Raw genomic sequence first — 24,196 nt, forward strand, 5'->3', positions numbered from 1 at the left:
TAGTTAACTTTTCGCCTTTGACGGAAGGGTCAAAGCATCAATTGTCAATTTTAAAGTTACAACAATGAAATCTTTTCTTTCAGGATCTTGTCTTCTTTTCTTTACACTTACCTCCCTTTTTGCACAAAAGCTGGAAACAGTATTTGAAAAATCAGATGGTAAAGAAACAGGTACTTACCTGGAAACCATTCAGTTTTATTCTGCTCTAGCGCAGCAGTCTCCATACATCTCTATTTCAGAAGTAGGTGAAACAGATAGTGGCCATCCACTACATTTGGTTGTCTTTGATGCAGACAAAAATTTTGATCTCAATGCCGCCAGAGCAAAAGGGAAAACTATCATCCTGATTAACAATGGCATTCACCCTGGTGAGCCGGATGGAGTAGAGGCTTCTGCCATGTTATTAAGAAATTATGCTAGCAACAAAAAGCTTAGGGCTGAGCTGAAAGATATTACACTGGCCATCATTCCTCTGTACAATATTGGTGGAGCTTTAAATAGAAATGAACATAGTCGTGCTAACCAGAACGGGCCGGTATCTTATGGTTTTAGAGGTAACGCCAGAAATTATGATCTCAACCGTGATTTTATAAAAGCAGATTCGAAGAATGCCAGGGCATTTTATCAAATATATCAAAAGGTACAGCCCGACGTGTTCATAGATACGCATGTGAGCAATGGTGCTGATTACCAATACAGTATAACTCATCTGGCTACTCAGCATGATAAAATTGGGGGAGACATGGGCGACTATTTGCATCAGGTTTTTACGCCTGATTTGGAGAAAAAGATGGTGGAAAAGAAAAGTGAAATTACTCCCTATGTAAATGTTTTTAACACCACTCCGGATGCTGAAGGGATAAGTCAGTTTATGGATTATCCAAGATATTCTACCGGATATACAGCCATGTTTAATACCCTCGGCTTTATGATTGAAACGCACATGCTAAAGCCGTTTGATGTTAGGGTGGAGGCTACTTATAATTTTCTAGAGAGCGTTTTAGAACTGGCCAAGAGAGATGGTAAAAAGATACAACAACTGCATCATGCATATGAATTGAAGCCTGGCTCTCGTCATTTTTTAGATTGGAAGATGGACAAAGACAGCCCTGAAATGATCACATTTAAAGGATATGAAGGTGAGATGATTGATAGTAAGTTTACAGGAAAGCAAAGGCTCTTCTATGACAGAAATAAACCTTTTACGAGGGAGATTCCCTACTACACAAATTTCACTGGCACTACGGAGGTGATAGTTCCAAAAGCATATATTATTCCTCAGGGCTGGCATGAGGTGATTGATCGCTTAAAATGGAATAATGTTTCGTTTTCTAGATTTCAATCTGATACTACAATTAATGTGGAAGCCTACAGAATACAAGATTATAAGACAGCCAAAATGGTATACGAAGGGCACTACAGACATTCTGGTGTAGAGCTTTCTACCAGCAAAGAAACCATAGATTTTAGGAAAGGAGATTATATATTCTACATCAACCAGCCAGCCGCAAGATTCTTAGTGGAAACACTGGAGCCTCAGGCTCCTGACTCATACTTTAGTTGGAACTTTTTCGATACTATTTTACAGCAGAAAGAACATTTTTCACCTTACGTTTTTGAGGATATCGCGGCAGAATTATTGCAGAAAGACCCTAATCTAAAAGAGGCTTTGAAGAGAAAGAAAAAGGAAGATTCAGATTTTGCTGAAAATAGCTACCAGCAGTTAAACTTCATTTACGAGCATTCTCCCTACTACGAAGAAGCGCATATGAACTATCCTGTTTATCGGTTGGTAGATTGATTGTAATCTATGTCACTTAGGCGAACAATAATTTTATAAATTTCGTTAAAGCTTACAATCACTTTACCCTGGAATTGTATAGTGCGAGATTCTAAAATTAAATATTTTGCCTACGGATCCAACATGGATCTGGATCATTTGAAAAGGTTGAAGATTAAGGTTTATAAAGCCCAATCAGCCTCTTTACGTGGTTATAAGTTGGTGTTTAATATTAAGGATGACGATATACCAAATATCGGATATGCTAATATTATTACCAGCCCCTTTAGCGAGGTAGAAGGTGTGCTCATTGAAACCGATGTTCAATCAGTTTCTTATCTGGATCTTTATGAAAATTTCCCAGTGGATTATACGAAGGAAATGCATAATATTCGCTTGAAAAGCGGCATTATGGAAAGAGCCTTTTTATACATTGGTAATACTGGCAGGTACGAAGAAGGACTTAAACCTCTGGATGGGCACTTGCAGCACATTCTAAAGGGCAAAGATTTCATGTCAAAGGCTTATTATCAAAATTTATTGGAGATTGACTCTATTCAATTCGTATAATAAATGCCATAAACTTTAAAAGTAAACGGCTGTTACATTTTGCATGGATGTAGCCCTTGTTTTTCCTCATCAGCTTTTTCAAAATAATCCTGCTATCGCTTCGGGCAGGAAGGTTTATTTAATTGAGGACCACCTTTATTTTAATCAATTTAAGTTTCATAAGCATAAGCTGATATTACATCGGGCATCCATGAAGTATTATGCTCATTTTTTGGAGCAAAAAGACTTACAGGTCAGCTATATTGAAGCAAATGAGCATGATGGTTTATCTCACTTTTTTAGTGATGTGTTAGATAAGCGAGCTAGGAAAATTCACTACACCCAAACTACAGATTACCTCTTGGAGAGGAGGCTTAGGAGATTTTCTAAGAAGCATGATATAGCCCTGGAATCTTACCAAACACCTGATTTTTTGTCTAATGCGGAAGACTTAAGGCAAATGATGCCATCTGGCAAGAATTATTTTATGGCCAATTTCTATAAGAAACAAAGGCTTCGATTAGACATACTTATTGATAATGGCGAGCCACTCGGAGGCAAATGGAGTTTTGATGAAGAGAATAGAAAAAAGCTACCTAAAGATGTTTCAATACCCGCCCCTTATCAGCCACAAAAGAATCATTATGTGTCGGAGGCTATTGAGTATGTAGAATCTAATTATGGTGATAATTATGGAGACTCAGAGAATTTCCATTACCCTGTAACGCACTACCAGGCGGAAAAGGTGTTGGAAGACTTTCTTGAAAATAGAATGCACTTGTTTGGTGACTATGAGGATGCTATTAGTAAAAAAGAGCACTTTTTATATCATTCTGTATTGACTCCAGCCCTAAATATCGGTCTGATGACACCAAAGCAGGTGTTGGATACTCTTTTCAGATACCATAAAAAACATGATTATCCATTAAACTGTCTTGAAGGTTTTGTGAGGCAAATTATTGGTTGGCGAGAGTTTATGCGTGGTGTCTATGCTTTTGAAGGCGTTTTCGAGCGAACCAATAATCATTTTAAGCATAAGCGGAAAATTCCTGAGTCTTTCTGGTCTGGTACTACTGGCCTGGAGCCCATAGATAATACGATTAAAAAAGTGATCGATACGAGCTATTGTCATCATATTGAGAGACTTATGATCATGGCCAATTTTATGCTGTTATGCGAGTTTGACCCTGATGAAATATATCAATGGTTTATGGAGCTCTTTATAGATGCCTATGACTGGGTAATGGTACCAAATGTTTATGGTATGACGCAATATGCCGATGGCGGTCTAATTACCACTAAGCCATATATCTCTAGTTCTAATTATGTGCTCAAAATGAGTGATTATAAGAAGGGCGACTGGTGCCAGGTATGGGACGGGTTGTATTGGCGATTTCTACACGTACATCAGGAAGAATTTAGCAAAAATCACCGGATGTCATTTATGACCAAGATGCTGGAGAAAATGGATAAAGAAACTCTACAGAATCATATTAATAATGCTGAAGAGTTTCTTGAAAAGTTAGATAAAGGCTAGAGTGATAAAATCTTCATTTTCACCTCTATAGGTTTTTCTGCTGTCTCATTTTCTTTTTTGGTAGCCTTAATCTCAATTCTATCTTCCGCTATTCCCCTACCAGTTATATATTCCTTTATGGCTTCAGCTTGCTGTTGAGTTCTATCATTATGGTAGGTGTAGGTCAGCTCCATTACCGGTTCTTTGTCTTCTACGCGCATACTGTCCGGTGCTGTAAGAATTATTGCACTGCCTCTACTGATGCTCTTCACAGAGTCCGTGGAGCTTTCTTTGTACGATGCCGTTTGGTAGCTGGTGTCCACTTTTACCTCCGTAAGATCAGGATTAGAAGCCATTGAATCTTGCAGATAATTATTGAGCATTACCTCCAGCTCTACTTTCATTGAAGAGTTTTTTCTCATCAAATCAGCCACTCGGCGCAATTCAAAAATACCGTCATCGCTAAGCTCTGCAGAGTGCTCTTTAAATAAAATGTCAAGAGGGTAAACATCGCCTTTCTTTATAGGCTGAAGGCTAATATTTAAATTTTCCTTATCTCGGGATCCCACTTCTTCCAGATCGTATATTTTAGAAAAATACATATAGCCAGGATCATCCACATCTATAGAAATATCATATACTGCTCCTTCTTTAAGTACGATGGCAAATTCACCAGCTTTTCCTACTTTCTCGTTCCATAGTCGGTCCCTCATGCCTACATTAAATACTGTTAGGTTAGCGTTTAGAGGCTCGCTGGTAGTAGCATCCGTAACAGTACCTCTTATCCTCATCACCTTTTTAGGTTGAAATTCTTCAGGAATCAGCACTTCAGCTATTTCCCGGTCTTTTACACCATCTATTTCAGTATATAAATAACGCCCTTTAGCAGGAATACTTACAAACTGATCGTCTTTTTCTGTGTTGATAAAATCCAACGCTACCGGTTCAGACCAGCTATCGCCTTCTTTTGTACTTATAAAAAGGTCCATACCACCCTTGCCACCCATCTGGTCTGAGGAGAATATAAGAGTCTCACCATCAGCAAGTATACGTGGCATTTGTGAGTTGCCCGTGTTAATATTTGATGGTAAAGCCACAGGTTCTTCCCACCCCTTATATGATTTTTTTGAAACCATAATCTGGCATCCACTAGCTCCCTTATGTTCACTCATTTGGTCGCAACGCATGAAATATAAATATTCTCCATCTGGAGATAGCATGGGGCTGCCTTCATTAGCACTACTATTTACAGGCATACCGAAGTTTTTGGGTGCGGCCCAGTCGTCTCCTCTCCTATCACTATACCATAGATCAAAACCTCCCAATCCACTTTTTCTAGAAGTGAACAATAACATGTCTCCATCAAAACTTAAGCTGTAGCCGCCTCTGAAATTTAATGTGGGCCTATTGGTTAACTTGTTTACCTCCTGCCCGTCATTCCAGGTAGATACAGTTTTTTTAGTGGCCCAGCGCATGCCATGGTAGCCATCATCAGTGTAGTCAGAAAGGTATACGATGGTTTTACCATCACCACTTACAAACGGAGCATAAAGGTTAATAGAAGGTCTGTTTATATTGGCGGGTAATGGTCTTACTTTGGTTTGACCATACATGCTTATTGCTATAAATAAGAGTAAAAAAGTGAGGTAGGTCCTGTGCATAATGATATAATTATGTAGAATAAATATACAGATTTAAGCAAAAATTTTTCCAAAACAAATTCCTAAATTGAAGACCCAAAATAAAATAACCAGAAGTGAGAATCTACAATTTTTTAATTTTCAGCCTATTTTTTCTATCAGTTGCTATTTCAAACGCTCAGGACATTGAAACTGTGGTTCAGCGCGGCCACTATGCAGCCGTTAAAGCGGTGGCATTTACGCCTGATGGTAAATACTTGCTTACAGGTAGTCGAGATAAATCTATTAAACTCTGGGATTTTGAATCAGGCAGAGAGGTAAGATCTTACCTGGGGCATAAATCAACGGTCAACGACATTGACATTACCTCAGACGGCAAATATTTTGTAAGCAGCTCAGCAGACCGCACCGCTAAGTATTGGGAAATAAGTACTGGTAAGCTTATCCGATCATTCGACATCCATAAAGATTATGTCACTGAAGTTAAGCTTAGCGAAGATGATAAAGTGCTTTTTACAGGAGGTTATGATTTTAAGGCATATCTCTGGAATGTTGCCACTGGCGACACTATTCGAAGTATTAAAGTTGACCCTGATAAAGGTTTAGGATACGGCGTCACAGCTGCTTTTCATCCGAATGGCAGGTTTTTAGCCATCGGTAATGATAATAGCACCACAAGAGTAATCGACTTAAAAAGCGATAAAGAATTTTATGTTAACAAGCCCTCATCAGGCTCTTGCGGAGGATGTGGTACCTCAGTGAGCTATGCTCAGAAAGGTTCGTATTTGATTATGGCCCCAAATAAGGGTAGGATAAAGGTGCAGGATATTGAGGCAGAAAAAATCACTGAAATAGAAACTTATATAGATGAATATCAGACGGTAGCAATGAACGACCAGGGAGATGCCATTATGGCTTTGGGGGAAGATTCTTTAAAGCTATACTCGTGGCCAGCTGTCAAATTAATATATGCCATTGATTTGGGGTTTTCAGCCGAAGCAAGGGGTGCAGCTTTTAGCCCTAATGGCAAAAATATAGTGGTGGTAAGTGACGATCAAAGCATGAATGTCTACGATGCCGAGCATGGAAAGCTGGTCAAAAAAATGGGTGGCTACCTGGTAACTATGGATAAGGCAGGCCTGGACTACGATGCCAATAGCAGATGGGATTATTACATTAAAAAATACACTGATTTAAAAAATGACTTTGCCATTTCACCTGATGGTAAATATCTGGCAAAAGGTAAAATAAGTGATATTGTACGCCTGTGGGATATAAAATCTGGTAAGCTTATTAGAGAGTTTCATGGTCATGAAAAAGCTGTTCTTTGTATGGCATTCACGCCAGATGGTAAAAAGCTGGTTACAGGTAGTGCTGATAAAACCATACGAGTTTGGGATGTAGAAACAGGTGAAGAGCTTAACGTTTTAAAAGGGCACTGGGAAGTGGTTTTTTCAGTAAACATAAATAAAGAGGGCACTAAAATTATCAGTGGTAGCTGGGACTCTAATGCCAGAGTTTGGGACCTGAATACAGGAGAATTACTAGAGTCTTACCCTTATGATCAAGCATCACCTTATCAGATTGAATTCTATGGAAATGATATATATGCCATAGTTGCAGGTCTTGATAAAACATTGAAAATGTATGAGTTAGACTCAAAAACTGAGGTTAAGAATTTTATTGGACATACTGATGTTATTAATGCTTTCTCTGTGCATCCTGACCAAAACACACTGGCGTCCGTTTCTTGGGATGGTCGTTTAAAATGTTGGAACATATTCACTGGTCTCCAAAATTGGAAGGTACAATTTGAGGAGTCTCTTTTTGCGGTGAGCTTTAATCATCAAGGCAATATTCTGGCTGTAGGTGGAGGAAATAGGGATATTGAGTTTAGAGATGCCAAGAATGGTAATCTCATTAAAACGCTGAAAGGGCATCAGGCTGCGGTCACTAACCTATCATTTACTCAAGATGATAAACTCCTCATTAGCTCTAGTGAAGATGGCATGATTAAGATATGGAATGTGGAATCGGCCACAGAGATTATCACCTATATTATTTTGAATGATAAAGATTGGATGGCAATTAGTCCTGAAGGGTTTTTTAATGGTACCCCAGATGCATTTGATAAAGTAGCCTTTGTAAAGGGCATGAAAAGCTATAGTGCCAATCAGTTTTTTGATCAATACTACCAGCCGGATCTTTTGGATAAAGTCTTTAGTTCTGTGAAAAATGGAAATATTAATCTGAATGACAGGCTGCAGAAATCACCACCACCAACTATACAGTTAATGACTCCTCATGCCGGAGAGGTATTTAAAACGGACAAAGCATCGGTGATATTAAAAGTTACGGATCAGGGTGGAGGAATTGACGAAATAAGCCTAATGAATAATGGCAAGGCCATTAAAATTGAGAACCAGGAAAGAAAAGGCAATGTAGTAATTGTAAATCAGGACGTTAACCTGGTTCCAGGTAGAAATGAGATTTCCGCAGTGGCTTTTAGTAATGGCAGGGTGCAGTCAGACCGAGAGAAAGTGGCAGTAAGTATGGAAGGGAAATTGAATTCTACGCTCTATTTAGTATCCATTGGTATAAACAAATACAAAAATGAGGATTTAAACCTCAATTATGCCGCTGCTGATGCTGAAGGTTTTTCTGAGATTATCTCTAAAAAATCAAAGAGTCTTTTTGATCGGGTAGAGGTAATATCACTGAAGGATGAAAATGCCACTAGAAGCGAGATTATGAATAAACTCGATTTGCTTTCAAAGGTGGTAAAGCCTCAGGATGTGCTCTTTTTCTATTATGCCGGCCATGGAAGTATGGTAGACTCTGATTTTTATTTTATCCCATCAGATAATGTGAAATTGTATAATAAAGATAAACTTTCTAAAGAGGCCATTTACGCAGGAGATATTCAGCAAAAACTTAAGTCTATTGCCGCTTTAAAGCAGGTTTTGATTATAGATGCATGCCAATCTGGCGGTAGCGTGGAGGTGCTTGCCAGCCGTGGAGCGGAAGAGGAAAAAGCTCTGGCTCAGTTATCTCGCAGTACTGGTACACATGTTCTAGCCTCAGCAGGTAGTGATCAGTCCGCTATAGAATTTAAAGAGCTTGGCCATGGTTTATTTACCTATGTTTTGCTTCAGGCGTTGAGCGGAGAGGCTGATGGAGCTCCAAAAGATGGTAAAATCACCGTTTATGAGCTGAAATCGTATGTAGAAGATCAGGTGCCGGAGTATTCCAGAAAATATAGAGGTAAAATGCAGTTTCCTCATTCCTTTTCTCATGGCCATGATTTTCCTATAGTTATAGATTAATCTGTGACTATTACTCCTGCCATGTGTTAACTTAGCAAGTAGAAATATACTTGAATTATGGAGTTAAATTATAAGGTTTTTGGAGAGGGGAAACCCCTAATTATATTACACGGACTTTTTGGTTCTGCGGATAACTGGCTCACTATAGCAAAGGATTTAGCAGAACATAACTATCAAATTTTCCTGGTAGATCAACGTAATCATGGGGATTCTCCGCATAGCGATGAGTTTAACTACACAGCTATGGCAGCAGACTTAAATGAGTTCATTGAAACTCACCAATTAGAAAGGCCATTGATCTTGGGGCATTCTATGGGTGGAAAAACGGTGATGAAATTTGCTGTAAACTACGCGGATAAATGGGATAAAATTATTGTAGTAGACATTGGCCCTAAAGCATATCCCGTGCATCACGATGTCATTCTGAAAGGCCTTAAATCCATTGATTTGCCAAACATCAAGTCTAGAGGTGATGCTGATAAGCAACTATCAGAGTATGTTAAAGATATGGGAACCAGACAGTTCTTACTTAAAAACCTTGCTAGAGATAAACAAGGCGGATACAAATGGAAAATTAACCTGCCCGTAATTGATAAAAATATTGAAAATGTGGGAGAAGGACTTGAGGAACCCTTAGCCATAGAAAGAGAGGTGCTTTTCATTAGAGGAGAGAAGTCTGACTATATCTTAGATCAGGATATTATTCTTATCAATCAGATATTCCCTAACTCAGAAGTAAAGACTATAAAGGGTGCTGGCCATTGGGTACATGCAGAAAAGCCTAATGAAGTGGAGGAGCTAATGCTGGAGTTTTTCAGGTAAGCCTGTTAACCCTTCAGTTTGCGAATAATGTAGAATATTACCGAGAGCAATATACTTAATACTACGCTGGTCATTATTGGGAAATAGAAGCTGTAATTTTCTTTTTTGATATGGATGTCTCCAGGTAGTTTGCCTAATAGGGGGATCTTAATTCCAAAGTGAATAATGGCGCCTATAATGATTAAGGCAATACCAATGATGATCAGCGTTTTTCCCATAGGTTAAAATTGTACATAATTACAAAGAGCACAAAATAAAAAAACCGCCTCTTTCGAGACGGTCTTTCCCTCATGAATAAACGCTACTACTGTTATTTTAAATCAATTGATTTCGTGAATGATCTGCCTGCCAGATTGAATCTCAAAGTGTAGATTCCTGGATCAAGCTTAGACATGTCATATCTTTTGTTAACAGACTGGCTATCAGCCAATGTGTCTTCATAGACAATGTCATTTGTGTTGTTAATAATGCTGAATGTCATAGGTACATCTAAGTATTTCAGCATGGCTATATCTACCATATTCCCTTTTTGGAATACCTGAGGCTTGAAGATAGCTACGCGGCTATCGTTTTCAATGTTCAATTGCCCCTCAGCTATCTCTATAGAATACACATCTATTTTCTGCTCATTTTCGATCTCAAGAAAATAGTTGCCATCAGGTAGATCTGCTACGTCAAACTTCTTTGCGTAACCATCAGTCAAATTCGCGTGTTTCTCGCTATAAATTTGATAGTTATTGTTATCTTTCAGACTAATCTGCAAATCAGTTGGATTAGCTGACTTTATGATAACTACAAATTTCTTTGCGTCATAACTCTTCACTTTTACATATGGTGAAGCACCGGAAGCAAACGTAGACAGTGACATGATAAACATAATCACTAATAGGCTGTTCTTAATAAGTTGTTTCATCTCTTATTGCGTTTTGTTTGCAAATAATTATGATACAAACATAGAGCGAAATTTAGCCACCCACTACTACCCGATTTACAACTTTATGTACTAAATTAACTTCATATAAAGGTAACATTATACATGAGGTTAATATTGAATATATCGAGGTTAATTTCCTATATTTGCCCATGTAAAGCACGATTTTTTTAACGCACTCTGAACATGGCAAAGAAACCAAGATTAGAAAAAATTAATCCTGCGTTTGGTACTTCCTTTCATGTAAAAAGGTATGCAGACCCTTGCAGGAATAAACTTCCGTACTGGCATATACACCCAGAAATGGAAATTGTTTACGTAAATGGTGGTAGTGGTAAAAGACATATTGGTAATCAGATGTCCTATTTTAACAATGGAGATTTGATTTTCATAGGGTCCAACCTGCCTCATTTTGGCTTTACAGACAGACTTACCGCCAATAGCTCTGAAACAATCATTCAAATGAGAGAAGATTTTCTGGGAGAAGGATTTTTTGAGCTTCCGGAAATGTCAGTCATTAAAAAATTAATCCAGAGATCTAAAAGTGGTCTGGTATTTCATGGAGATACTAAAGAAAGTGCAGGTTCTAAGATTGAAAACCTGGTGAACCTTGATCCATTTAATAGAATAGTGAGTCTTTTAGATATATTAAAGGAGCTAGCTGTTTCTGAAGAGTATACTGTGCTTAATGTAGATGGCTATGCCCTTGAAATAGAACCTCAGGATAATGATCGGATCAATTCTGTATATCAATATGTAAGAAAAAACTTCCAAAGGCCTATTAGTCTGGAAGAGATATCAGATATGGTGAGCATGACTGTGCCAGCCTTCTGCCGTTATTTTAAAAAGATTTCGGGTAAAACATTTACACAATTTGTAAATGAGTACAGGTTAGTGCATGCCTCTAAGCTTCTCTCAGAAAGCCACACTAGTATTACAGAGATATCATTTGAGTGTGGATTTAATAATTTTTCTCATTTTAATAAGCAGTTTAAAGCCTTTACAGGAAAGAGCCCTTCTAAATATAGAAGTGAGCTGAAGAAGGTTTTGGATGCCGAATGAACATAAACTAAATGTCTAAAGGGGCTTTGTACTTAATTCCCTCAGTAATTTCTGAAGGAGAAACTAGCGTAATACCTGAGCAGGTAAGATCAATCGTAAAGAATACTGAATATTTCGTGGTGGAGAACGTACGCACCGCAAGAAGATATATTAGTAGTTTGAAATTAGGCTTAACCATAGAAGATCTCCATTTTGATGTTCTTGATAAGAAAACACCAGATCAGGCGGTAGCTAAATTGCTCAAACCATTGCATGAAGGTAAAAATGTAGGCGTTATCTCAGAGTCCGGCTGCCCGGGTATAGCTGACCCAGGATCTAGAGCAGTGGCCTACGCACATAAAAATGATATTCAGGTGGTGCCTTTAGTGGGGCCATCTTCACTTTTTCTGGCATTGATGGCCTCTGGCTTCAATGGACAGCGATTTGCCTTTCATGGTTATCTGCCTATAAAAAAGAGTGAATTGGAAACGGCCATTAGAAAAATGGAAACTGAATCTGCCAAAAGCAATCAGACACAGATATTTATAGAAGCTCCTTACAGGAATAACCAACTTCTGGAGCAATTCATTAAAAACTGTAATCCTAATACAAAACTTTGCGTGGCTAAAGACGTTTCTGGGAATAGTGAATTTATAAAAACACTATCCATTGCGCAGTGGAAAAAGGTTAAAGTAGACCTGCATAAAATTCCAACTGTGTTTTTATTATTTAGCGGCGATATATAAAATACCGTAAATTTTATTTAATTAGTGATTAAGTTAAATTTGCAGCCAAAAGAGATTGTATAAAATACATATATAAACTATGCCTTACTTATTTACCTCGGAGTCGGTTTCTGAAGGCCACCCGGACAAAATAGCAGATCAAATATCTGACGCACTTATTGATAACTTTCTTGCCTTTGACCCACAGTCTAAAGTTGCTTGCGAAACCTTGGTAACTACAGGTTTAACCGTGCTTAGTGGTGAGGTAAAGTCAGAAGCTTACCTTGATGTACAGCAAATAGCCAGAGATGTGATCAACAGAATTGGTTACACCAAAGGAGAATACATGTTCGATGGAAATTCTTGTGGTGTAATTTCTGCCATCCACGAGCAGTCTCCAGACATTAATCAGGGGGTAGATAGAGGAAACCCTGAAGAGCAAGGAGCTGGTGATCAAGGTATGATGTTCGGTTATGCTACTGGCGAAACGGATGATTATATGCCTTTGGCGCTAGATCTTTCACACAAGATGCTTATCGAGCTGGCAAATCTTAGAAGAGAAGGAAGTGAAATTGGCTACTTAAGACCAGATGCTAAGAGTCAGGTTACTATTGAATATTCTGATGACAATGTGCCTCAAAAGATTGTAGCTATTGTACTTTCAACTCAGCACGATGATTTCGATACTGAAGAGAAGATGCTAGCTAAAATCCGTGAGGATATAGTAAATATTTTAATACCTAGAGTTAAAGCTCAGTTGAAGCCAGAGATTCAGGCCTTATTCTCTGATGATATCAAATATCATATTAACCCTACTGGTAAGTTCGTAATCGGTGGTCCTCATGGAGATACTGGTTTAACGGGTCGTAAGATCATTGTGGATACTTACGGTGGTAAAGGTGCTCATGGTGGTGGTGCATTCTCAGGTAAAGATCCTTCGAAAGTAGACAGATCTGCAGCCTACGCTACCAGACATATTGCTAAAAACCTTGTAGCTGCGGGTGTGGCGGAAGAGGTTCTTGTGCAGGTGTCTTATGCTATCGGTGTGGTAGAGCCTATGGGAATATTCATCAATACCTACGGTACTTCCAAAGTAGATTTATCTGATGGTGAAATAGCTAAGAAGGTAGAGCAAATCTTCGATATGCGTCCTTATGCTATTGAGACAAGATTGAAGTTAAGAAATCCGATTTACTCAGAAACAGCGGCTTACGGACACATGGGCCGTGAGAATAAAGTGGTGCAAAAGACATTCACTGCAGCTAACGGAGAAGTAATTACTAAAGATGTAGAGTTATTCCCTTGGGAAAAACTAGACTTCGTAGATAAAGTAAAAGAAGCATTCGGCCTTTAATGGCCAAATGCTTGTTCCACAGCATTAGTATTATTGCTAAATAGATTTCCCTCAAGGGTTGCCCGTGTTCTGGGTAAGCATTGAGGGAATTCTTTTTGTATAAACTCTATCATATGTTCTCTCACATAGCAGCGAAGGTCCCAGGCTGTGGGAGAGTTTTTAGCTGTCATCAAGAGTCTAATGGTCATGGTTTTTTCGCTAGTATCCGTTACCTGGAAAGCCTTGGCATCTTTATCCCACATACTGGTGCTTTCTAAAACCTCATCGAAATGTTTTCTTAAAGGCTCTAGCGGCAAAGTGTAATCAATATATAAAAACACTGACCCTAATATCTGGGCTGTGCTTCTGGTCCAGTTTTGAAAAGGAGTTTCCGTAAAATAGGTGATGGGCAATACCAGGCGCCTCATATCCCATATTCTTACAACCACGTAAGTCAGGTTGATTTCTTCTATCCAGCCCCACTCATTTTCTACTACCACGGCGTCATCTATTTTTATAGGTTGAGTAAACGCTATCTGGATGCCCGCGAAGAGATTGGCCAGGGTTTTCTGTAAGGCAAAACCAATAATAATTCCTGCTACTCCGGCACCAGTAAGTATAGTGGCTCCATACTTTCTTACGCTGTCAAAGCTGAGTAAAATAATGGCTACGGCTAATACCGCTACTATCACCATAGCTATTTTCTTTACATACATTATCTGTGTTCGTGCCTTTCTGGCTTTCAGGTTGTCAGCCTGAGAGATGTCGTATTTAGAGAAAAGTACATCTTGGAAGACGTTGATCAGCCTAATGATAATAATGGCCATTGAAATGATAATGGCTACTTCAAGAAGCTTCTGTATCCATACAACATGCTCCATTTCTATATCCAGATAGGAAACGGCTATATGCACTATAATGCAGGGAACGAAAATGAAGAACGACCCTTGCAGTCTTTTCTGCATAGATTCAAAAATGATCTGATCTTCATTTTTAGAATAATGCTTTAAAAACTTGAAAAGGATAGCCCTCCCGGCTAAAGTGAGTAAAAATGCAAATATGAAAATAACAACAGCAGTGATGAGGGGATGTGAATCAATGAATGTGTTTAATTTCATACGAGTTGTTTGTTAAATTTTAATAATAATAAAAAAAGGGGTCCAAAAATGAACCCCTAACTTAAAATTTATTGAAATTTAACAGACTAATGGGCTATTTGTTTAACCTTAAACTTTCTGATTTGTCTCCTTAATGCTTCAGTGGCCAGATCAGCAGCTTCTTCAAAGCTTTTGGCGTCTTCTTTTGCAAACAGCTGATTGCCAGGTATATTTAATTTTATTTCTACGGTTTTGTTTTCAATTCCGGAATTGTTTAACCTAAAAAACACTTCCCCATCAATCACTCTATCGTAAAAAGTCTCTAACTTATCTACTTTCTTTTGAACGAAGTCAATCAGTTTCTGATCGGCATCGAAGTGAATTGAGTGCATTTGTAACTTCATAATCTTAAAGTTTTAAAAGGTTATAAAAAATATTAAGCTTTTGGGTGCGCCTGTTCGAAGACAGCCTTAAGCTTATCTAATGAATTATGGGTGTAAACCTGAGTGGCAGCCAAACTAGAATGGCCAAGCAGATCTTTCACCGCATTAAGTTCCGCTCCTTTATTGAGCAGATGCGTAGCAAACGTGTGGCGCAATACATGAGGGCTACGTTTTTCTACCGTGGTAAAAAGATTTAAATACTTTTTAACAGTTCTATAAATCATCATCGGATAACAGTCTTCTCCTGTATCTGTAACGACCAGAGTTTTTGAATCTTTTAAATTTTCGTGCTTATTTTTAAGTGATAAATATGTTTCAATATTTCTCTTCAGAGAAGAAGAAAATGGTATGACCCGTTCTTTATTTCTTTTGCCTAACACCTTGATAGTGTGGCTGTGAAGGTTAACGTCTTGTGTTTGTAAAGAGATGAGTTCTGCAAGCCGAATACCTGTACCATAAAGCAACTCCAGAATAAGCTGATCTCTTTTGCTGGTAAAGCTATTGCCATCAAACTCGAAGTTATCTAGCAGGCGCATGATCTCGTTTTCCTGTACAAATTGTGGTAGCTTCTTGCTAGTTTTTAGTACACGAAGCTTCTGGGTAGGATCTTTGGTGATTACCTCATTTCTTAAGAGGAATTTATAGAATGATCTTAAGCAAGCAATTTTCCTGTTGACAGTTCTGGGATCCAGCTTGTCATCAATCAATTGAATTATCCAACTTCTTAATATAGAATGAGTGGCTTGGGCCAAGTCTGAGAAGTCATAATTGGCTTGCATGAAAAGCTCCAATTGCTCTAAATCTTTGCTGTAAGACGCAATTGTATGTTTGCTATATCGCTTTTCGTATTCTAGGTATCTAAGGAATTTTTCCCGCATAAAAAAAAAGTACTACCCACAAACCGAGGTAGTACTAATTTAAAAATTTTGAGCGGAAAAAAATAGCTGATTAATAGTTTTCTTCAGCGTACTTTTTCTGTCTATATTTTGCCTTTATAATTTCAGTTCTTCTTTGAACAGAAGGCTTTTCGTAGAATGTTCTTCCTCTTAGTTCCTTAAGAACACCAGTTTTTTCGAACTTCTTTTTAAATCTCTTAAGAGCTTTCTCAATAGATTCGTTTTCTTTTACGTTTACTACGATCATAATTATACACCTCCTTTCTTTGGGACTGCAAACTTAGAGATAGAATATGACAAATCAAAGAATTCAATCATATTAAACTGTCCAGCCGCCTTCGTCGATTAGATTTCCCTGTCCATTATACTCCTTCCAGGTACCATTACCTACGCTATCCCAGCTGTATTCATATTTTTTCACACCGTTTTCGATAACCACCATGGTGCCAGATTTATCCGTATTTGATTGTATTTCTGTAACACCTTCATCTTCTGCTGTCACATATCTTATGAAATAGCCATTGTCATTTTTCTTAATAGTCCATGAAACAAGCTCAACTCTCTCGTCTTCTTCAGGATCCAGATAGGTGAAGGTAGCTTCGGATTTATCCTTTTTCTGGCTAGCCTCGTACCATTTTTTATAATCTTCGTTTTCTATTTTAACAAAAACCTCATATAAATATGAGGAACCTTGATCAGTAATTTGGTTGGCTATAATATATCCACCATAGTTGTAAACATAGGTTTCAGTGTTGTCTGATAATCTACCATTAGATGCAGTGATGGGGCCACTAGTGCTGGCTCCTTCCGGTACAGTGAAATAGCTGCCATAGGATGACAGAATTCCAATATAGGTCATGTAGAAAGACAAAGTGTTAGCGCGGGGATCGTCACTTTGTGTTAGGCCAGTAGGGAGATTAATAATTTCTTCATCCATGAAGAAAAGATTCGTTTCTGACAACTTGGGATCAGAAGGTTCGTCATCCTTTGAGCAGGAGAATAGGCTTATTGCTAATACGAATAAGGTTAGAAAAAATTTAGTATTACACGTTTTCATAATGAATAATTGATTAGGATTCTTTTCAAATGCCCTTAATTATCCCTTATGAAAACATGTAAACACGAATTGAAAAATTATTTCAAAATTGATCTTGAGATCACTAATTTTTGAATTTCTGATGTGCCCTCACCGATGGTACACAGTTTAGAATCACGATAGTACTTTTCAGCTGGGTAATCTTTGGTATAACCATATCCGCCGAAAATTTGAACTGCTTCGGTAGCGTTTTCCACGGCCACTTCAGAGGCATAATACTTGGCCATAGCAGATTCTTTATTCACTGATTTGCCTTTGTTTTTAAGATCAGCTGCCTGATGTGTTAATAATTTAGCGGCTTCTACTTTTGTAGCCATATCAGCCAGTTTGAAGGAGATGCCCTGATAGCTTGCTATCGGTTTGTGAAATTGCTCCCTTTCTTTGGCATATTGAAGGGCCACGTCTAATGAGCCTTGTGCTATACCTAAACTAAGTGCGGCGATGCTTATTCTTCCACCATCCAGAACCTTCATCGCTTGAATAAATCCTTCACCAACATTACCAAGAACATTTTCTTTAGGTACTTTGCAGTTATCGAAAATGAGCTCGGTTGTTTCAGAGGCTCTCATGCCTAATTTGTTTTCTTTTCGTCCTGCCGAGAAACCAGGCGTCCCCTTTTCTATAATAAAGGCAGTCATACCGTGAGAGTCGCCTACTTCACCGGTTCTGGCTATTACTACCGCCACATTTCCAGATTTACCATGGGTGATGAAGTTCTTGGCGCCATTTAGTACAAAGAAATCTCCTTCTTCTTTTGCCACTGTTCTCATATTTCCAGCATCAGATCCCGTGTTAGGTTCTGTAAGCCCCCAGGCACCAATCCACTCTGCAGTAGCTAGTTTTGGTAAATACTTTTGTTTTTGCTCATCATTGCCAAACTGTAAAATATGACCTGTACAAAGAGAGTTGTGCGCCGCCATGGATAAACCGATAGACCCATCTATTCTGGCCAACTCTGATATGGCAGTAACATATTCGTGATACCCGAAGCCTGAGCCGCCATATTCTTGAGGTACAAGCACTCCCATCAAGCCCAGGTCTCCTAACTTTTTGAATAATTCAACTGGAAATTCCTGAGATTCATCCCACTCCATCATATATGGCTTTATCTCTTTCTCTCCAAAATCACGGATCATATCTGTGATCATTTTCTGATTTTCATTTTCCATGAATGTCAGGTTTTGTTCAGTAGTAGTAGCGTGCATAAACTTTAGTTATTAATTCATGTTAATAGGTTTCATTGTAAATATACTACTTTCCTGAGGTTACCCAAACGAATGTTAGTTTGGTTCTGATTAAAGTAATTTACTTATTGATTTAAACTTTATAAAGACTATTTTTACCGAACAAAATAGTATCTAAACATTAATTAAATATGAAAATAGCTGTAGTCGGCACTGGCTATGTAGGATTGGTTACTGGAACCTGCTTTGCAGAGACCGGAAATAATGTTACATGTATTGATATTGACGAAAAGAAAGTCAATAGTCTTAAGAATGGAAAAATAACTATTTACGAACCTGGCCTTGAAGTAATATTTCAAAGAAATTTGGAGCAAGGCAGATTGAATTTCACCACTGATCTTAAAGAAGGTATAGAAGGAGCCAAGATAATTTTCCTTGCCTTACCTACACCTCCAGGAGAAGATGGTTCAGCCGACCTTCAGTATGTATTGAAAGTAGCTCAAGATTTAGGTCCTATTCTTAAAGATTACGCTGTAATTGTAGATAAGAGCACTGTGCCTGTAGGTACTGCAGATAAAGTTCATGCAAAAATCGCTGAGAACGCTACCGTAGATTTCGATGTGGTTTCTAACCCGGAATTCTTAAGAGAAGGTGTGGCAGTAGATGATTTCATGAAGCCAGACAGAGTGGTGATTGGAACAAATTCAGAAAAAGCTAGAAAGGTGATGGATACACTTTATGCACCGCTTGTGCGTCAGGGTAATCCTATCATTTTTATGGATGAAAAATCAGCTGAGCTTACTAAATATGCTGCCAACTCATTCTTAGCAACTAAGATCACATTCATGAACGAAATTGCGAACATGTGTGAGCTTTTAGGAGCTGATGTAGATGCTGTAAGAAAAGGTGTTGGTACAGATACTCGTATTGGTAAAAGATTCCTTTTTGCTGGTATAGGATATGGAGGATCATGCTTCCCTAAAGATGTGCAGGCGTTAGCTAAATCTGCAGAGCAGGTAGATTACGACTTCAGAATTTTGAAATCCGTAATGGAGGTGAATGAAGATCAGAAGACCAAGCTGGTTCCTAGAATTAAAGAATACTTTGGTGGAGATTTAAAAGGAAAAACTATTGGCCTTTGGGGCTTGTCCTTCAAACCATATACTGATGATATCCGTGAAGCTCCATCATTATATAACATCGATGAATTAATAGCGGCTGGAGCAGAAATTAAAGCATATGACCCTGAGGGGATGGAAAATGTACGTGGCCAGATCGGTGAGAAAATCACCTATTGTCATGATGCTTATTCTGCTATCAATGGAGCTGACGCATTATTTATAGCTACTGAATGGCCGGTGTTCAGAACGCCAGATTTTGATAAAGTAGGAAGCCTTTTAAAGAATAAAGTAATATTCGATGGAAGAAACCTTTATCAACTGGAAGAAATGGAAGAACTAGGTTTTACATATGTAAGTATTGGTAGAAGAACAATCAATGGATAAGAAAAGAGTATTAATAACAGGAGCAGCAGGCTTTTTAGGGTCTCACCTTTGCGATAGATTTATCAAAGAGGGCTTTTATGTAATAGGTATGGATAACCTTATTACAGGAAGCTTAAAAAATATAGAGCACCTATTTGGCCTGGAAGATTTTGAGTTTCAGCATCATGATGTCTCAAACTATGTACATGTTTCAGGACAGCTGGATTATATCTTGCATTTTGCTTCTCCTGCAAGTCCGATAGATTACTTAAAAATACCAATTCAAACATTAAAGGTGGGTTCTTTAGGAACCCACAATCTATTAGGTTTAGCTAAAACCAAAGGAGCCAGAATGCTTATTGCTTCTACTTCTGAGGTTTACGGAGATCCTTTAGTTCACCCACAGACTGAGTCTTATTACGGAAATGTAAATCCAATAGGACCAAGAGGTGTGTATGATGAAGCTAAAAGATTTCAGGAAGCTATGACCATGGCATACCATACTTACCATGGCTTGGAAACCAGAATAGTAAGAATATTTAATACTTATGGCCCGCGTATGAGGTTGAATGACGGTAGAGTATTGCCAGCATTCATTGGACAGGCCTTAAGAGGTGAAGATCTTACAGTATTTGGAGATGGTTCACAAACCAGATCTTTCTGTTATGTAGATGATCTTATTGATGGAATTTACAGGTTATTGTTCTCTGATTATGCAGAGCCGGTTAACGTTGGAAATCCTGATGAGATTACCATTAAGGAGTTCGCTGAGGAGATCATAAAGCTTACGGGTACTGATCAGAAAGTGACTTACAAGCCTTTGCCAAAGGATGATCCTATGCAGCGTCAGCCTGACATTACTAAAGCCAGGGAGATCCTGAAATGGGAGCCGAAGGTAAGTAGAGCAGATGGTCTTAAAATTACTTATGACTATTTCAAAACTTTGACCCAGGAAGAGCTTTTCGCTAAGGAGCATAACAGCTTTGAAGGGTACATCAAAAAATAAGTATGGCTCTAGAAAAATCTTTAAGTTTTTTAACTGAGCTTAATGAAAATAATGATCGCGACTGGATGCAGGACAATAAGCCTGCATACCAGGATGCGAGAAATGAGTTCATTGCATTCGTGTCTGAGCTCATTCCTTCCATCGCTGAGTTTGATAGCGGTATAGTTGGTCTTGATCCTAAAAAATCTGTATTCAGAATTAACAGAGATATTAGATTTAGTAAAGACAAAAGGCCTTATAAAAACAATTTTGGGGTACTGATGAGTGAGGGAGGCAAGAAATCTGGTAATGCTGGATATTACCTTCATTTACAACCCGGAGATCAGTCTTTTGTGGCAGGCGGTGTATATGCCCCTGATGCCGAGCGGCTGGCAAAAGTAAGACAGGAAATCGATTATAACCCTGAAGAATTAAAACAGATCACATCCGATAAGGAATTTGTGGAGCGCTTTGGTGTAATTCAAGGAGAAAGCCTTAAAAGAGCTCCTAAAGGTTATGATGAAAGTCATCCTAATATCGATCTGATAAAACTAAAAAGCTTTATCGTTTTAAAAAGATTGACTGATAAAGAGGTAAAAGGCTGGTCTTCTCATAAAGACTGTGTTAAGTATTTCTCAACAGTGCATCCTTTCATTCAGTATCTGAATGTAGCGCTGAGTTGATTTTTTAATTGTCCCAGTCAAAGTAATCATCTTCTTGAAGTTCTATGGTTTCTTTCTTTTCCTTGCCTTTATTTTTAAAGGCATTTTTTAATTCTGTAGCTTCTTTCTTAATGTCGCTGATTACTTTTTTCTTCACACTTTCCTTGTCGTAAAGCACTTGATAATCAGAGGTGTTACCAATGATTTTTAAGTAAAGCATAGTACGGCCACTATCATCTTCTTCAATGGCGCCAAAGGCTTCGTCTTTATCAATTTTACGCTTACTTCTAAGTGGAGCAACTACTCTATAGTTAATATTCTGATCAAAGGTGTGGATACCACTAATTTTTATATCTGTAACATTAGATGACACCTCCATTTGTGGCAGGTATATTTTCTTGTTTTCAATATGAATTTCATTTCTCAACTCAGAAAAAACCAGATGGTCCAGCTTGTCTTCATCCAGATATTTGGCTAAACGCTGCATGGGTTCGAAATTATTCAATTCACCACCTATGATGGTCGCATTGATATTACTCACCAGCGTTTCAGAGTAAAGATGCAGGTCGCTGTTAAAAGTCATCCTTGCTTCTACATCGGCTTTGATCTTGCCTTTTAGATGCTTGTCTTGAAGGAAGTCCTGATCAAAATTTTCAAAAACATAGAAAATGCTATCAACATCGATGTTATTCAGATTGAATCCGGTGTTTACTTTCAGTAGATTATTATAAGAAGCATCCACCTTTCCATTAAGGGTAATGCGGCCACCCATGGCATTGAATCGTATTTGATTCGATTGGGCGATCTTATTTCGTACAATCAAGTCTCCTTTTATCTTCTGAGGCTTAAATCTTCTAAAGTTTAAATGGTCAATATCACAATCAAATTTTAGCACTAGCTTTTGAGATATGCTGAAACTGTATTTAGAATCTTGTTGATCCGTAGGGTTGGCAGCCAGAAGTTCATCCAGATCAATAAACTTGGAGCGTAGGTCTGATTCTATGCCTACCGGCTCATCTTCAAAAAGCATGTAGGCAATGATATTTTTAAAAAATCCATTGAGCACAAAATCGCTATGACCGAGCTTACCGGAAACATCACTGAGGGCAAGATCATTATTGTTAAAGAGTAAATTCCCAGAGACGCCGTTTAAGGGCAGCGGGTAGTCGGCAAGGTGTAAGGATAGATTAGCCAAGTTAATGTCTCCTGTGGTCTTAAAACGACCTGAGCTAGCCTTGTTTTGCAGGTCTTTCACCTGGCCTTCAAAACTTATGTCAGCATCTAGCTGGCCTTTGCCTGAAACTATGCTTTTAGACTTGTAAAATTTAAAAATGGATTCTAAATCCAAAAGTCCTTTGAAATCGCCTTTAACATATGGCTTTTCGAAATTTTTAATGTACAAGTTAGATTTGAAGCGGTGATTTTCGATTATTCCGTTGATATCCTTTAAGTCTAGGACGGAATTGTTAATATTATTTAAATCAGGCACTATGTAGCTACCTCTCAGAACGGCATGAGTAATTTTAACATCAGTGTCCGGATGGTAAAGTTCGGCGTCGTTCATTCCAAAATTAATACTCATCTTGGTGGCGGCGTTTTCAGCTATTTCACCCTCCAGCACCATAGAAAAATACACATCTCCTTCACTTCGGTACTTGGCGAAGTCTTGTGTGATAGATTCCGGCAAGATTGAAAGTAGGGTCTGAATATCGGTATCCTTACCATCTACTGAGAGAGAAATTAATTGCTTGTCTAAAAATTCATAGGTTCCTTCTAAGGCAAAGTCAGATTCATTCACTTTCAGCATTGATGGTCTTATGAGTAGATCCTTAAGCCCATCATCATACCTAAGATTCGCATTTACTTGTGTTTTTTTATCTTTCGCCCAGGTGGTGGACCCTACTATTACATGATTAACAGTGACATCACCATCCGCGAGTATATCATAAGTTCGGCCTATAGCCGTGAGATGAGCAGATAATGATTCTGTATTAAAATCCAGATCTACATTTCTAAGATCATTTTTATACTTGAAAGATGTTTCTTCAATAATTATTTTAGAAAGATCCAGCTTTACCGTCTGGCTTGAGCTGGTGGTGTCTGTTTCCTTGAGAATGTTGTAATTAATATTTCCTTTAGCATCCATTTTTAAATGAACAAAGGCTTTCTTCAAATAAACCCTTTCTACGGTGTAGTCCTTTCGAAAAACAGCTATAGGATTAAAAGTAAAATCTATTTGCTCTGCCTGAAGTAAAGGATAGCTGCTACCTTCAAAGCTTTCTTCTATAAAGACACCATTAAAGGTTAAGGATATGTATGGAAAGTTATTTAAAGAAGATACGGAAATTTTATCTACATGAACTGGGGTGTTCAGGCTCTTGTTGGCCTCCCGAATAAAATGGTTAATGAGCTGATCTTTATAGAGATAAGTGGCCAGTATGCTGGATGTTACCACCACCGCAATGGTCAATACTGTATAAATTAAAACCTTTTTTAGTATTCTCTTTATTTTCAATGCCGCAAGCTTAAGCTCAATCTAATTCGAAATGTACACTATTCAATTATAAACATCAAACGTAATGCCATGAGAAAAATTTATTCTTTTTTTATATAAATGTTTGCACTAGTAAAAATGTTTACTACATTTGCATTCCCATTCACAAACGGTGAGGGTAAAAATAACAAA

Annotated in this window: 21 protein-coding genes; 11 read left to right on the forward strand and 10 right to left on the reverse strand. The window is 38.1% G+C overall.

The window, feature by feature from the left end:
* Nucleotides 1-64: 64 nt before the first annotated feature.
* The 3 genes from LVD16_RS04870 to LVD16_RS04880 all read left to right on the forward strand — a co-directional run bounded on the left by LVD16_RS04870 (nucleotide 65) and on the right by LVD16_RS04880 (nucleotide 3,866).
* A complete protein-coding gene (locus LVD16_RS04870) occupies nucleotides 65-1,801 on the forward strand; it encodes a M14 family metallopeptidase (protein WP_233772638.1) in 1,737 nt (578 codons plus the stop codon).
* An 81-nt stretch (nucleotides 1,802-1,882) separates the two neighbouring features.
* Entirely contained in the window at nucleotides 1,883-2,350 is a 468-nt protein-coding gene (locus LVD16_RS04875) for a gamma-glutamylcyclotransferase family protein (RefSeq protein WP_233772640.1), read from the forward strand.
* Between the two features lie 43 nt (nucleotides 2,351-2,393).
* Entirely contained in the window at nucleotides 2,394-3,866 is a 1,473-nt protein-coding gene (locus tag LVD16_RS04880) for a cryptochrome/photolyase family protein (protein WP_233772642.1), read from the forward strand.
* Here the strand turns inward: LVD16_RS04880 and LVD16_RS04885 are convergent.
* Nucleotides 3,863-5,506 carry a TolB family protein gene (locus tag LVD16_RS04885; RefSeq protein WP_233772644.1) on the reverse strand — a complete coding sequence of 548 codons (1,644 nt, stop codon included), beginning with the start codon at nucleotides 5,504-5,506 and terminating at the stop codon, nucleotides 3,863-3,865. The two genes, LVD16_RS04880 and LVD16_RS04885, sit on opposite strands and share 4 nt — an antisense overlap.
* 95 nt (nucleotides 5,507-5,601) lie before the next feature.
* Here LVD16_RS04885 and LVD16_RS04890 point away from each other — a divergent pair, with 95 nt between their 5' ends.
* The gene (locus LVD16_RS04890; RefSeq protein WP_233772646.1) at nucleotides 5,602-8,811 is read left to right on the forward strand and encodes a caspase family protein; all 3,210 of its coding nucleotides are present in this window, start codon (nucleotides 5,602-5,604) and stop codon (nucleotides 8,809-8,811) included.
* Nucleotides 8,812-8,868: 57 nt separating this feature from the next.
* On the forward strand, nucleotides 8,869-9,633 hold the full coding sequence (locus LVD16_RS04895; protein ID WP_233772648.1) for an alpha/beta fold hydrolase: 765 nt from the start codon (nucleotides 8,869-8,871) through the stop codon (nucleotides 9,631-9,633).
* 5 nt (nucleotides 9,634-9,638) lie between these two features.
* On the opposite strand, the gene LVD16_RS04900 is transcribed toward LVD16_RS04895, so the two are convergent.
* Together LVD16_RS04900 and LVD16_RS04905 are read right to left on the reverse strand one after the other, a co-directional pair.
* Complete coding sequence (locus LVD16_RS04900; protein ID WP_233772650.1) at nucleotides 9,639-9,851, reverse strand: DUF2905 domain-containing protein; 213 nt, start codon at nucleotides 9,849-9,851, stop codon at nucleotides 9,639-9,641.
* Nucleotides 9,852-9,943: 92 nt separating this feature from the next.
* Nucleotides 9,944-10,546, reverse strand: coding sequence for a T9SS type A sorting domain-containing protein (locus LVD16_RS04905; protein WP_233772652.1), 603 nt, complete (start codon nucleotides 10,544-10,546; stop codon nucleotides 9,944-9,946).
* A gap of 204 nt (nucleotides 10,547-10,750) precedes the next feature.
* Here LVD16_RS04905 and LVD16_RS04910 point away from each other — a divergent pair, with 204 nt between their 5' ends.
* The 3 genes from LVD16_RS04910 (at nucleotide 10,751) to metK (ending at nucleotide 13,684) form a co-directional block, all read left to right on the forward strand.
* The gene (locus LVD16_RS04910) at nucleotides 10,751-11,626 is read left to right on the forward strand and encodes an AraC family transcriptional regulator (protein WP_233772654.1); all 876 of its coding nucleotides are present in this window, start codon (nucleotides 10,751-10,753) and stop codon (nucleotides 11,624-11,626) included.
* A gap of 11 nt (nucleotides 11,627-11,637) precedes the next feature.
* On the forward strand, nucleotides 11,638-12,351 hold the full coding sequence (locus LVD16_RS04915; RefSeq protein ID WP_233772656.1) for an SAM-dependent methyltransferase: 714 nt from the start codon (nucleotides 11,638-11,640) through the stop codon (nucleotides 12,349-12,351).
* 79 nt (nucleotides 12,352-12,430) lie between these two features.
* Entirely contained in the window at nucleotides 12,431-13,684 is a 1,254-nt protein-coding gene (gene metK, locus LVD16_RS04920; RefSeq protein ID WP_233772658.1) for a methionine adenosyltransferase, read from the forward strand.
* Here the strand turns inward: metK and LVD16_RS04925 are convergent.
* From LVD16_RS04925 to LVD16_RS04950, 6 genes are all read right to left on the reverse strand, one after another.
* On the reverse strand, nucleotides 13,681-14,781 hold the full coding sequence (locus tag LVD16_RS04925) for a mechanosensitive ion channel family protein (protein ID WP_233772659.1): 1,101 nt from the start codon (nucleotides 14,779-14,781) through the stop codon (nucleotides 13,681-13,683). The two genes, metK and LVD16_RS04925, sit on opposite strands and share 4 nt — an antisense overlap.
* A gap of 86 nt (nucleotides 14,782-14,867) precedes the next feature.
* A complete protein-coding gene (gene hpf, locus LVD16_RS04930) occupies nucleotides 14,868-15,164 on the reverse strand; it encodes a ribosome hibernation-promoting factor, HPF/YfiA family (RefSeq protein ID WP_233772661.1) in 297 nt (98 codons plus the stop codon).
* Nucleotides 15,165-15,196: 32 nt separating this feature from the next.
* On the reverse strand, nucleotides 15,197-16,081 hold the full coding sequence (locus LVD16_RS04935) for a tyrosine-type recombinase/integrase (protein ID WP_233772663.1): 885 nt from the start codon (nucleotides 16,079-16,081) through the stop codon (nucleotides 15,197-15,199).
* Between the two features lie 70 nt (nucleotides 16,082-16,151).
* The gene (gene rpsU, locus LVD16_RS04940; RefSeq protein WP_202241695.1) at nucleotides 16,152-16,346 is read right to left on the reverse strand and encodes a 30S ribosomal protein S21; all 195 of its coding nucleotides are present in this window, start codon (nucleotides 16,344-16,346) and stop codon (nucleotides 16,152-16,154) included.
* Between the two features lie 72 nt (nucleotides 16,347-16,418).
* Entirely contained in the window at nucleotides 16,419-17,156 is a 738-nt protein-coding gene (locus tag LVD16_RS04945) for a hypothetical protein (RefSeq protein ID WP_233772665.1), read from the reverse strand.
* 77 nt (nucleotides 17,157-17,233) lie between these two features.
* Entirely contained in the window at nucleotides 17,234-18,400 is a 1,167-nt protein-coding gene (locus LVD16_RS04950; protein ID WP_305038997.1) for an acyl-CoA dehydrogenase, read from the reverse strand.
* 170 nt (nucleotides 18,401-18,570) lie between these two features.
* Between LVD16_RS04950 and LVD16_RS04955 the strand changes: the two genes are divergently transcribed.
* Genes LVD16_RS04955 through LVD16_RS04965 form a run of 3 tightly spaced genes read left to right on the forward strand, consistent with a single transcriptional unit; the run spans nucleotide 18,571 to nucleotide 21,531 of the window.
* Complete coding sequence (locus tag LVD16_RS04955; protein ID WP_233772667.1) at nucleotides 18,571-19,884, forward strand: UDP-glucose dehydrogenase family protein; 1,314 nt, start codon at nucleotides 18,571-18,573, stop codon at nucleotides 19,882-19,884.
* On the forward strand, nucleotides 19,877-20,869 hold the full coding sequence (locus LVD16_RS04960) for a UDP-glucuronic acid decarboxylase family protein (protein WP_233772669.1): 993 nt from the start codon (nucleotides 19,877-19,879) through the stop codon (nucleotides 20,867-20,869). Before LVD16_RS04955 ends, LVD16_RS04960 begins: the two co-directional genes overlap by 8 nt.
* A 2-nt stretch (nucleotides 20,870-20,871) precedes the next feature.
* Entirely contained in the window at nucleotides 20,872-21,531 is a 660-nt protein-coding gene (locus LVD16_RS04965) for a DUF2461 domain-containing protein (RefSeq protein WP_233772671.1), read from the forward strand.
* Between the two features lie 4 nt (nucleotides 21,532-21,535).
* Here the strand turns inward: LVD16_RS04965 and LVD16_RS04970 are convergent, their stop codons facing one another.
* On the reverse strand, nucleotides 21,536-24,025 hold the full coding sequence (locus LVD16_RS04970; RefSeq protein ID WP_233772673.1) for an AsmA-like C-terminal region-containing protein: 2,490 nt from the start codon (nucleotides 24,023-24,025) through the stop codon (nucleotides 21,536-21,538).
* Between the last annotated feature and the right edge of the window lie 171 nt (nucleotides 24,026-24,196).

The sequence above is a fragment of the Fulvivirga ligni genome (assembly GCF_021389935.1).
In the GTDB taxonomy this organism is placed as follows: Bacteria; Bacteroidota; Bacteroidia; order Cytophagales; family Cyclobacteriaceae; genus Fulvivirga; species Fulvivirga ligni.